Source organism: Mycoplasma phocoenae (assembly GCF_012934855.1).
GTDB classification, from domain to species: Bacteria; Bacillota_I; Bacilli_A; order Mycoplasmatales; family Metamycoplasmataceae; genus Metamycoplasma; species Metamycoplasma phocoenae.
The window spans coordinates 481,951-495,399 of sequence record NZ_CP051481.1 but is presented as its reverse complement, the minus strand read 5'-3'; the positions used below and the strand labels follow the sequence as shown (position 1 = coordinate 495,399).

Here is a 13,449-nt window from a genome sequence, read left to right as displayed (position 1 = left end):
ATTATTTGTCCTTCTTTATAGTTTTGATAAATTCATTGAATAATGGATGCGGTCTTAGTGGTCTAGCATTGAATTCAGGGTGATATTGAACACCCACATAAAATGAATGATTTTTTAATTCACAAATTTCAGCTAGTTTACTGTTTGGTTCTTGACCAGAAAAAATAAATTCCTCATCTTCGATTTTAGATCTATAGTTTGGTGAAATTTCATAACGATGACGATGTCTTTCACTAATTAATTGTTCTTTATATATATTGTGTGCAAGTGTATTTGGTTTTATTTCAGTATCACTAGCACCCAATCTCAAAGTACCACCCATTTTATCTGTTTCGTTTTTACCCCTTATTAAATCTAAAACATATATTTCATCTTTGTTTTCTGTTTTAAATTCATAACTAGTTGCATTAATCATTCCTTTCAGACGTGCCTGATTAATACACATAACTTGCATTCCCAGACATATTCCTAATGTTGGGGTGTTTAATTGTCTTGTGGCGTTAGCCATTAAAATTTTGCCTTCAATACCACGTTTACCAAAACCCGGTAATATCAGTACTCCATCAATGTTTTTTATTGAAATTTTTGCGTCTTCAATACTTTTAATAGTTTCTGAATCAATTCATTGAATTTTTAAATTTACATTTTGATATGCGGAAGAAATTTTTAGTGCCTCAATAATTGATTTGTAAGCATCATCATAAGCAACATATTTACCTACTAATGCTAAGTTTATGTCTTTTTCATATTTCGTGCTTATTAAATTAACGAATTCTTTTCAATTAGTTAAATCAGCATTTCTTTGTTCTAAATTAAAATAAGATAATATTGTTTGACATACGTTGTGCTCTTCAAGATATAATGGCATCTCATATACTTGTTTAAAATCAGGGATGCTAATGACGCTGTTTTTTTCAATAAATGAAAAGTTAGCTATTTTTGAAATAATGTCATTATTGACTTTATTGTGACTTCTTAATAAAACTAAATTGGGATTAATACCTAATTCTCTTAATATTGATATCGAATGTTGTGTAGGTTTAGATTTAAATTCCTTACTAGCTTCTAAAAACGGAACATATGATGTATGTACAAAATAAACATTGTTAGGCATTGTGTATTTGAGTTGCGCAATTGCATAAAAGAATGAATTTGATTCAATATCACCAACTGTACCACCGATTTCAACAATTGCAAAGTCAGGATTATATTTGTTCGCAATGTTTAAAATAGCGTTTTTTATTGAATCTGTAAAATGTGGTACTATTTGCACGGTTTTGCCGTTGTACATTCCTTCTCTTTCGTTTTTAATTAAATAAGAGAATAATTTACCACTAGTGACAGACGAATCCTTTGACAGATTTTGATCAATAAATCTTTCGTAATGACCTAAATCCAAATCAGTTTCACCTCCATCGTTAGTTACGTATACTTCACCATGTTCAAAAGGTGATAAAACTCCAGGATCAACATTTAAATAAGGATCCAATTTCAAAGCAAATACATCAAAATTTCTTGCTCGCAACAACCGTCCGATACTTGCTGCACTAACACCTTTTCCAAGCCCTGATATTACTCCACCAGTAACAAAAATAAATTTAGTTTTCATACATCCTCCTACAGCAATATAATATATTTATTTTAATATAATCTATTAAAAGTTACTCAAATACTTTAATTTTTTAATTATTTCATATTTTGTTTAAATTCAAATTTAAAAATAAATTCGCAATTCTTTGTTTTATTCAGTGCATTTTAATCTAAACAAAGTAAATTTGCGTTCAATCTATTTTAGTATTTTCGTATAAACAAAAAATAAAAAAAGCATTCATTATAAATACTTTTTTTTATTTTATATTTTTGAAAACCACTCAAAACCTTTATTTAAATCTTCAACCTTACCTATTACCGTAATCATATCACCCTCCATTAGAGTAAAGTTACCTTCAGGCAGAAAACTCGTTTTTCCTCTTTTTATTAAAACAATAGATATATTAAGTTTTCTAATGTTTAAATCTTTAATACTTTTACCCGATATTCTTTTGTTTTTAATGTATACACTACCTACAATGAAACCATCGCTAACTTCATCCAGATTTTGACTATATGACATGAATGTTTGACTAGCAACAATTAAAGCTGTTTTTGCTCCGGCTTCTTCTTCTGGACTAATAATAACATCAACTCCGATTTGTTTTAAAACACGTGAGTGCCGGACGTTATTTGCTCTTGCGATAATTTGTTTAATTCCTAATTCTTGCAACGTTGCAATTATTTCAACATTATCACCCGTTGCAACAACAACAGCATCACAATTTTCTAAACCTATGCTTTGTAATGCTTTCGGATCAGCGGCGTCAGCAACATAAATTTTATCAACGTCGTTTCTAAATGAGGTTAAGTTTTTTTCATCAGCATCTATTAATGTTAATGAAATATCGTTAGATTTTGTTAATAGGTGATCAACAACACTTTGTCCATAACGACCAAGTCCGATTATGCAAATTTCCGATACTTTTCTTCTTTTTTTCATGGAATCTCCTTCTGAATTATTCGTTAGTTTAATTTTACATTTTTTTACCTGTCTTCGTTTTTTTAACACGAAAAAATGATTAATTCTACTCAAATTTAAGCAGAAATATATAAATATATTTATTAAACCACACAAAAAGCTATTCAAAAAATATTTTTATTGTAGAATACTTTTTATGAAAAATTGAAAAAGAACAAATGTAAAAAATAATAAACCAAGTTTTAACTTAGTTACGTATTTTAAAAAAACTGGAAAAATAAAATATATATTTTTAGTTTATTTATTAATAACTATTAGCATTAGTATTTTATTGTATCTACCAATTAGCCATAATGATATGAAAGCTGCTAAGGCAGATTTCGATTATAGTGATGCATTATTTATAGCGGCCAGCGCTTTTAGTGATACTGGTTTAAGCACGCTAAATATATCCTTGGGATTTAATGAGTTGGGACAGGCAATAATTGCTGTCGCGATATTAATAGGAGGATTTGGATTTTTCACATTAAAGCTTTATATATTCCAATTATTATTTGGTTGAATGTGAAAAAAAACAAGTTACTATAAACGTGACATGATCCAACTTGAGCGGGGATCAACAGTAGATGGAGATACAACCAAATTAATAAAAGTTAGTTTAACAGTTTTATTTATTACATTGTTTGCTTCGATAATATTCATGACATTGTACTTTTATTTTTCACCAGCTGGACATTTTGATGATCAATTAGCAGCGAAAAAATTAGGTCCGAACACATTTAATCCTTTTTTACCAGAACATTACAATCCAAATGGTGATTTTATTAAATCATTAAGATATGGTATTTTTGAAAGCATCAGTGCATTGAACAATGCCGGGTTTGATATTATAGGGCCAGCATCAATTAATGCTTATTACAACGCATATGGTTTACAGTTGTGAATAATGTTATTAATATTTATCGGGGGAGTGGGATATCCTTCGCTTTATGATTTTTACAACAAAATCGTCAGTTTGCGCAATGGTAAAAAATATCGTTTTAGCTTATTTACGAAATTAAATCTAATAACTTATTTATGTATAACAATTATCGGAATCACTTTAACATTTATTTTCGAAACCACAAGTAAAAATGATCATACTTTTTGAAACCAAGATGAATATGGTTCCATAGCGACAAAAAGCTTTGCAATAATTTTTCACACAATGTCAACACGGAGCGCCGGTTTTGCCACGATTGATTATTATCATTTTACTAACCAAACGACAATATTACACGCGATACTGATGTTCATTGGTTTTGCTCCCGCATCAACAGCAGGAGGGATTAGAAATATCACAATCTCAATTATATTTTTAAGTGTATATAACACAATATTAGGACGTAATAACATTGTTGCATTCCATCGTCGCATTGGAAAAGAAACACTTATTAAGGCTGTCAATATTTTAACAATAGCGATGATCCTGGTTATTATTGGTTCATTTATCGTTTCAACATCAGTCGATTATAATCCGATTGAATTAAATAAAAATATTAAAAATTATTCAACTGCAGATGTATTCTTCGAAGTTACATCGGCCTTTGGATCTTCTGGATTAAGTACTGGATTGACAGAAAAACTTAATTTAGCATCAAAATTAACTTTAATTATCTATATGTTCATAGGACAATTAGGAATTACTTCAACGATCTTGGTATGAGGCAATCAAAAACATAATGTCAATAGTTACACCTATATTTACGAAGATGTATCACTAGGGTAATCAACACAGGAGGTTGACATGGAAAAAAATAAAAAAATTAAAATAATAGTTGCAGCAAGTTTGGCTGGACTATTATTAATTGGAGCTTCAGTAACAGCTGGTTTATTAGTGACAAAAAAAACACAAGATCCAGTTGTTCCAATTGAACCTGAAATTAATCAAAAAAGAGATGAATCAACTATAGAAGGCAATGTTCGTTACATAGCGATAGGTGATTCAATAGGGGCTGGATTTAATATTAATTTCGGAACTGATCAAGGTGGTTATTTTAACACTGAAACTAAAGAAGTTGAAGGTTTGTCATACCCATCATATATAGCAGGTATGTTGAAACAAGCTAATGACTCAACAACAAAACTTGAATCATTTACAAACTATTCATTAACCGGTACAACATTAAATGATTGAATTTATTTATTGAATCCATCTGCGTTTGAAAATGAAGAATTGCAAAAAGTTAAACGTCAGTTAAACTTTAATAAACAGAACAATAAAAATTCAAATCAAGCCATAACAATGTACGGTGAAAATCGTATTAGTTATCTATTTAATGATTTTGTACCAACTGAAAACAAATTCACTCATTTTATCGAAGAGTTGTCAAAAGCTAATTTATTAACAATATCTTTAGGTGCGAATGATTTCAAAGACGAAACAGGTTTTATCAATCTATTAAACTTAATTTCAAGCAATAAAATAGAACAAAAAGAAGAATTAACAAAAGCTTATGAAAACATTAAGGTTGAGGGTAAAAAAGCCATACAAAATATTGTTTCCAAATATAAAAAATTGATTGAATTAATAAGAACGGTTAATAAAAAAATTAATATTAACATCATTTCTTATCCACAGCCTTTTTTAAAATTAAATCCATTTTTAGATTCTAAATTTGAATCTGTTTCAAAGGATATTACTGATGAATTGATGGCTGAATTAAATACAGCCTTAAAACAAGCCGCTAGTGATAATGCGGTTAACTTTATTAATTCTTATGATCAAGAACTTTGAGAAAAACACGTACAATCATTAGCTCAAAATCCACTTGATATTCACCCAAGTTTATTGGGGTATAAAAAAATGGCGCAAGACATTTTTTACAAAATGGCTTTCGATACATACGAAAAAGGTAAACCTATAGCTTTATCAGAGTCATTTAAACTAACAGATGATAAAAAATACAAACAAGTAATCCATTTAAAGGATAAAAAGAATGATGAGCTACGTTTATTTATTTATGGTGTTGATGAATTGAATGTTGATGTCGCAAATAATAAATACACCTTTGAAAATTCACACATAAATAAAACAATAATTAAATTATTTACTGAAAACAAAAACGTTGATGTTGAAAAACTATTGCTTGACTCAATTAACGGTGATGCCGAAAATCTAAATAAAAACATTATTGACAGAATAAATCGCGTATTGAGTTATTATTCATTATCTTTAGAAGACTTACCAAGTATTCAAAACGTTCTTGAAAAATTAAACAAAGATGAAAATTCAGCTTTATTTTTACAAAAATTTGCTAAAACATTAATCGATACAAAAATCTTTTCTAAATTATTTAATGCTATAAGTAATGATTTAGATAAGTTATTAGATTCAAAATACGCAGGCGCAATTACCAAACAAGATATTAGTAAAATTGCTAAAAATAATTTATTAAACATCGATGAATTATACAAGGCCCTAAAATCATTTATGTCTAGTGAATTTGTAAAAAATCAAACTAATAAAAAAATACTAAAACAAATATCACAAGCATTACTGAATGAGTTCTCAAATGTTGACTTCTTCTTTAAATTATTACCAAACGTTTTCAATGAAAAATTTATTGGTTTAAAAATCGAACAAACAAAACTAAAATTAATAATTGATTCATTTATCAAAATCAATAACAAAATGATTGATAACCCAAGTCAATATTTTAACCAAGCACCAAATTTCAATAAATTCATAAAAAATATTTTTGACAATGATAAAGAGGAATGCAAAACAATATTGATCAATTTATTGAAAGTGTTTATTGAGAATAATGATTTATTGAATAAAACCATTTCAAAAGCTTTAAATAATTACAATTCTAAAGAAAACAAATTAAATGAACAACAAATAGAAAATATTCGTTACACAGTAGTAACATATATCAGTCACATGCCGAATGAAGAGTATTTTATTACTTTATCAGAAAACATAATTGATTCAATGTTTGCTAATATTAATAATAAAAACATTAAATTTGAATCTATTTTATTACCAGCCGTAATAAAATCAATTACTGAATCATATAAAGGCAATGAACAAAATGAATTCATTATTGATCTTTTATCATTTGGAGCAACAGATGATAAATACAAAAAGGGGTTTGATGAAATATTAAATATAATATTTAATCATAATTTTATAAAAGATTTTTCAGCCACTGGAACAAATCCATTAACTGGAATAGATACAGAAAAAATTAAAACTTGATTTATAAATTTATTAAATAGTCCAATATTTGCGAAAAATCAATACGCTAAAGATAACATCAAAAAAATCATTTTATTATTACTAAAAAGTAATGTTTTCAAAAATCCGTTAATCCCACAAGTGTTATCAACGTTATCTGAAGGTAATGTTGTTAATGTGATTTATCAAAAAATGGTAGATTTAAAAATCACTGATTCAATAAGTAAAGAGTATGAAGAATATAAAAACGGTTTAAAAGGATTTATTCAAGATTGGTTTGATTCGTTAATATTAGATTTATTAAATTCTGAAGAAATATTTACACAATTAGAAAAGTCTATATCTAATGTTGTGGATAATTTGGATAAATTAAGCGATAATACTGTATTAGGAATTGTTAAAAAGGCAGTGAAAAATATTAATATCCTTGACATCAAGGGAGTATTGAAAAGCTTAGTCACAACAATTACTAAAGATGGTAAAACAAAAGAAAAATCAGTTAAGTTTTTACACAGTTTATTAAAAGGCTTTTTTGATATTGATTTAAACAAACAACAAATAAACTTACTTGTGGAAAATATATCATTAGTTTTATTGAATGCGCCTGATTCGCAAATACTAAGTAATATTATTGGACAGGTTCAAAAAGCTGACACCGATTCAACTAATACGGTATCAGAGGTTGTTCAAGCTATTTCTAAGTCGATTATTGATTTTGTGAAATCTAACAACTCGTTATTAATAAATGATATTTTATCCTTAATTGTGGCAAGAGATAAAAATAACAAAATCAATGTACCGATACATAAATGATTAATTTCATTAAAACCATTAATGAATAATCAAAAAATTAATAAATTAATATTTGAAAAATTTAGCATTAAAAACAAATTAAAACAGATGCTAAATGATTGAAAATTATGAAAAGATGATTTTGACCAAGAAACACAACAATCATTTGAAAAAATCAAATCTCAACTTATCCAACTAATTGATAATAATCTTGAAGACATAACTAACGACATTATTATCAAATTAGTAGAAAAAATATTCAGCGACGAAAGCATAAAAGCAGCAGAAAACAGCCCTTCAACATGATTCGAAAAATACATCATGACAAATATAGCTAATCATTTAAGTGAGTTTATAAACACAATAACAACTGAGTTAACTACAAATAATGATTTTAAAGACTCAACTATCAAATTTGCAATTAATTTAGCAGTTTACTATTCAAAAGAATACGTGTCTATTAATAAAACACAAAAAGATTTATTAATCAAAACAATAACGAAATTATTTGATTCAATTTTAGATAAAAATACAATTAAAACTATATTCACATCATTGACTGATGGCTTAGTTAAATCAATCAAATTATCTAATGATGTCACAGTAAGCGAAGACTTTTTACAAGACTTTAACAAACAATTTTCAACTAATAAATTAATGTCACAATTATTATTAATTGATTTCAGCGCAATATTTAATAAAATTGATTCAGAAGATATTGCGAATATTATTGATATCATCCACACAAATAAAGAAAAAATTGTGGGTCTTATAACTAAACCAAGTACTGAAGAGTCAAAACCAACTGAAAAACCAGAAGAAAATGAATCACAATTCGACATTCAAATCATTCTGAAACCGTTGTTAAAATCATTTATCCCATTAGTTAAAAAAATAAATAACGATACAAATAATAACCAAAAAATGTCACAACAAATTGATGAGATTCTTGAATATTTATTAGTAAAAGAAGAAACTAAAAAATTATTTAAAGACAAAGTTAAATCAATGTATGACTCAATTAAAGATTCGATCGGTATTGAAAAAAATAAATTTGACAGTATGGTAGATTTTGTGTTCGACAATGTGCTAACAACTAAAAATACAAAAGAACTAATCACTGGATTATTAAATTCATTCATAAAAGACAACAATGATGAAGTACAAAAAGTTGAAACAATATTTGATTTAATAAAATTAATTATTGAAAAAAATAAAGATAAATTTGTTACTTATGTTAAAGAGTCGGTTGACAAATTACTGAAAGACAGTACCCAACAAGAAACAGTTATCGATATCATTGTTAATGTAATTGTCAAAAAAACAGAAGCCGAATCAATAAGATCGGATATTAAAGATGTACTAAAATTAGTAATTAATAAATTAACTGAAACCCAAATTATCAACAATGTTCTAAATTCGTTTATTAATTCTTTTGTTAATATAAAACTTGAAAACGGTAACGATTTAACCACTATTGATTTGAACCCTATGTTGTCAGAGTTAAAATATCAAGAATTCATAAATAGCGAAAACATTAAACCGTTCTTTGAAGCATTATTTAAAACAAATATAAACGATAAATTAACCAATATTATTAAATTCTTTTTAACGAAACCAAGTAATAATAACAATGCAACAATATCTGAAGAAGATGCTCAAAGTCAAGAACCGGGCCTAAAAATTGATTTCTTAGAAATAATAAAAAGTTTTATTGATGTTTTGGATAAAACTGCTGATGAAACAATATTGCAAAACATTGCAGATCTTGTACAAAAAGTAGCAAAAGTATTTGTAAATAATAAATTAGATCTTTCATCAATAAAACAAATTAGCAGCGCTTCGCAAACTAAGTTGAAAACAATTATTGAAAAATTAATTGAAGATCAAAATACAAAAACCGCAATAGTTAATATATTGAAATCATTCTTTGGTAACGAAGAATTAAAATCAGTAAAAAGCATTGAAGAATTAATTAATGAGTTGGTTAAATCAAACGTCGATTCAGTTGTTAATACATTGAAAGTAAGTGTTTCTGAAACATTAAAAAGTAAAAAACAAAACGATATACTCGACATTATTATTGAATTTATAACAAAACAATTTAATAAAGAGATGGATGAAGATACACAAAACTCGATAAAAAATATGTTAAAAAGAGTATTGAATGATTTTGGTAATTTTAAATTATTAGATATAGTTATTCAAGAATTGACAGATATATTAAAAAATACCAACATATTATTAAAAGACTTTAAATTCAATGAAGATATAGTTAAAAAATTAAAAGAAAAATTCACATTAGACCATGTATTAGAACTTGTTTCTTCATCACAAAATATTACTCCTGTATTAGAAAAAATATTGGATGCAGATAAAGCAGATAATACTGCGGTAGAAGAAGTGACGAAACTAATAAACTGAATTTTAAAACCAAATTCAACTGAAAATACTGAATCAAACACAGATGAAAAATCTAGTTTGTTTGAAACTATTCATAAATATGCAAAACAATTTAATGGTGTTTTAGCAAATTCAAATGAAAATTTAAAAACAAAGATTAAACTACTTGTCAAAAATGTGTTGAAACAGTTTATTGAGAAAATTGATATTGAGTCGGATACGATTGACAACAACAATGTAATACTTATTCAAAAACTAATAAATAATGTTATTTCATTAGATTCAGTAGATTCTTTATTGAATAATACGTTGATTAAAATCCTAACTAAAGAAATTGATTTATCTAAATCTAAAGACTTTAACGAGACAGTTAAAATTATTTTAAATACAGTTAAAAATTCAATGGGAAATGATGTTAAACAAGTAGTTAATGAAATCGTAACAAGTCAAAAAGACTCAATCAAAGAAATCTTGAAAAATATTATCGAGAAATATATAGATAAAAAAGTAAGTAATCAAGAAGAAAATTCTATCAACTTATTAATAGATAACATTTTAGGTTTAATCAAAGAAGATAAAGTACTAGCTAAAGTAATAAAAGAAATACTAACTAATTTATCGAGCGTAGATTTTGAATTAGATGGAAAATGAAATGTTAATGATATTAAAAAATCTATTGAAAAAGCATTTGCATTGGATAAAATTGATTCATACATCACAAAAGATGAAATGGGATTAATAATTAATAGTTTATTTAAAGATATAAACTCAGTAAATGCTTTAAATGACGTGTACAAATTGTTCAGAAATAAATTATTAGAAATGGCATTTAAAGATAAAGAAAAAACGACTGAAAATTCAAATCAAAACATAACGCCAGAACCAGAAAATAAAAATAATAATTTAGAAAACATAATTATAAGTTTTATTAAAAAAGCTAATGGATCATTAAAAACAGATGATCCAGCAGCAAAAAATTTCGCAAACTGATTATCAGAGTTATTTAAAGATGAGTTAATTAACTTTAACTTTAATCAATTACAAATTAATGCACCATTAACACCAAACACATTGAATGAGATAATGAAGAGCTTATCAAAATCAACCGTGCTATTCGAGTCAATCAGTTTAATAATGAGCGACTTTATATCTGTAGAAGACTCAAAAATTCAAAGTGCTACAACATTGAATGAAGTTGTTAAAGAATTATTCAAAAAGAATGCTGATAAGTTAAGCACTTCACTTGTAGATGTATTAAAATTAGCGCTAAGTGATAATGATAACGAAAAATTAATTGCAAATGATCTAAGTGAATTCTTAATTAAAAAATACAAATTGAATTTCACAAAAGATTCAGCCGAAACAAAAACGTTTATCGATATAGTTTCTAGATTTTTAAATATTCTGCCGAATGCTGACTTTGTTGATAAATTATTAACGGACAGTATTCAGCAAGCTGTTGATATTGATATATTAAATGCAATGCAATTAGACAATGAATTCTTTTTAACATGAATTAATAAAATATTAACAAATATTGATATTGAAGCAATTATTACGAATAACATTCCAGCGGCAATATACAAAATTTTAATCCCGAACGAAGAATTGATAAACAATGATGATGCAACAAATCAAAAACAAATCGATAAAATATTCAATTTATATAAATTTATCAGAGAAATAATGCAAAAAAGAACATCGAGTTCAACTGAAGAAAATACTCCAAATGATTCATCGTTATCATTGAATAAAGATTCGAATAAAAAACTTGAAAACTTGATGTTGAAACTAATAACAACATTCAATAATTCATTGAATAAAGATTCAGATTCAAAACAGTATGCTGATCAAAAATCAAAAATCATCTCAGAATCAATAATTAAAATAATTAAAGATTTATCTAAAACAGTTGATTTTGGAAAATTACTCGGAATTAGCGATTCAAAATCAAACAACATTAACACATTGATTCAACAAATCGCAGAGTACAAAGAAGTTAGCGAATTTGTATCCAAATTAATTAATGATTTACTGAACTCTGATTACACAAAATGAAAAGGACATAAACAAGATTCTGATAAAAAATTAGGTAACTGAATCCAATTATTCATTCAACACGAAAAAGATTATGTTGAAAAATTTGTTTTAAATGTATTTAATAAATTTGTTAATACAGCAGATAATTCAGACAAAATTGCTAAAACTATATTTGCTTTAATGAAAGTTGAAAACACAACTAAAGACGAAGAAAAATTAATGGGCGATGTAATTAAACGTTCATTAAAAACTATAGTTAATACTGATTGATTCCAGAAAAAAATTCTAAAAAGAACTGTGTATTGATTAGAAAAAAAAGCTGTTGAGTTTGATATGAGCAACCCAGGCAAATGAGTAAAAGATGCAATGAGCAAAGTAACTTCAGTATTGGGTGCTTCAGATGCAACCATATTACTACAGGTTATTACAGATGATAATGAATCAGTTATCAAACCAAAAGAATTTGTCAAATTAATTAATGTCATTTTTGAAAAATCGAATTTTGAAGATTCATTAGTTTACAACAGTTTACGTAAATTAAATATGGATCCAGATCTGAAAAAACGAACAAATAAAGATGCGCTGAATAATATAACTGGGGAAAACATTTTTGAGGCTTTAAGTAAATTAAAACCTTCTAAACCAGAAATTCCAAAAGATGAAAAAGCTGAATGATTAGTTACTCCAGAAGGATCAATAACAACTATTTTAAAAACAGGTTTCGCTTTATTATCGAAAGCATATTATGAAGAAAAAATTAATGAATCAAGTAGCGCGTTTAAACAAAGAAGACAAAAAGAAAGCTATAAAGCTATATATAGATTCATGACAGCCGTAGACTTTGTTGTGTTTGAAATGTTCTTTAGAGAAACTAATATTAAAGACCGTGAAAAAGATGGTCTTGTAGGTATGCTAACAAGTAATTCAGCTATTTATTGAGTTATCCAAGAAGATAAAGCCTACTCAGTTCCAGTAAATATTGGGCTTGGTAAACTTTTAAAAAATGCTAAAATCAGAAATGAATTCCACTCATACTATAATAGCCACAAATGATATAAAGGGTATTCATACGCCAATGAATCAAATTATAAACCTGATAATGTACTATACATATTAACAACTAGCGGATTTAATAAAAATGATAAATCGGCTAAGGGTATTAGTACTGATGTTAACTTCTATATCAATAATAAAAAATTGTCTAAACGTGAATATGTACTTAAAACAATTCAAAATGGTGGTTGAGCTGAATTTATGAATAAATCAGGTAAGACTTCGAATAATGATTTTTCAGGTTTAAACAAAATAAAATCAGGTCAATATTAAATAAAAAAGCACACTACTGTGTGTTTTTTTCATTTTTATAACACCTATAGTTACATAAAACTGTTAATTATTGCAATAAATATTAAAAACTATGCATAAAAGAATAAAATATAAATATGTGTACTTCTCATGGTTCACATTGATAATTTTTATA

Annotated in this window: 4 protein-coding genes; 2 read left to right on the top strand and 2 right to left on the bottom strand. The window is 26.5% G+C overall.

Going from position 1 to position 13,449, the window contains the following annotated elements; all coding sequences use genetic code 4:
* Position 1 precedes the first annotated feature (1 nt).
* Entirely contained in the window at positions 2-1,609 is a 1,608-nt protein-coding gene (locus tag HGG69_RS02085) for a CTP synthase (RefSeq protein ID WP_169605142.1), read from the bottom strand.
* 243 nt (positions 1,610-1,852) lie between these two features.
* Positions 1,853-2,533, bottom strand: coding sequence for a potassium channel family protein (locus tag HGG69_RS02080; RefSeq protein ID WP_169605141.1), 681 nt, complete (start codon positions 2,531-2,533; stop codon positions 1,853-1,855).
* A 175-nt stretch (positions 2,534-2,708) separates the two neighbouring features.
* Here HGG69_RS02080 and HGG69_RS02075 point away from each other — a divergent pair, with 175 nt between their 5' ends.
* Positions 2,709-4,280: a TrkH family potassium uptake protein gene (locus tag HGG69_RS02075; protein WP_169605140.1), complete on the top strand. Its 1,572-nt coding sequence runs from the start codon at positions 2,709-2,711 to the stop codon at positions 4,278-4,280.
* Between the two features lie 18 nt (positions 4,281-4,298).
* Positions 4,299-13,295 carry an SGNH/GDSL hydrolase family protein gene (locus HGG69_RS02070; RefSeq protein WP_169605139.1) on the top strand — a complete coding sequence of 2,999 codons (8,997 nt, stop codon included), beginning with the start codon at positions 4,299-4,301 and terminating at the stop codon, positions 13,293-13,295.
* Positions 13,296-13,449: the final 154 nt, after the last annotated feature.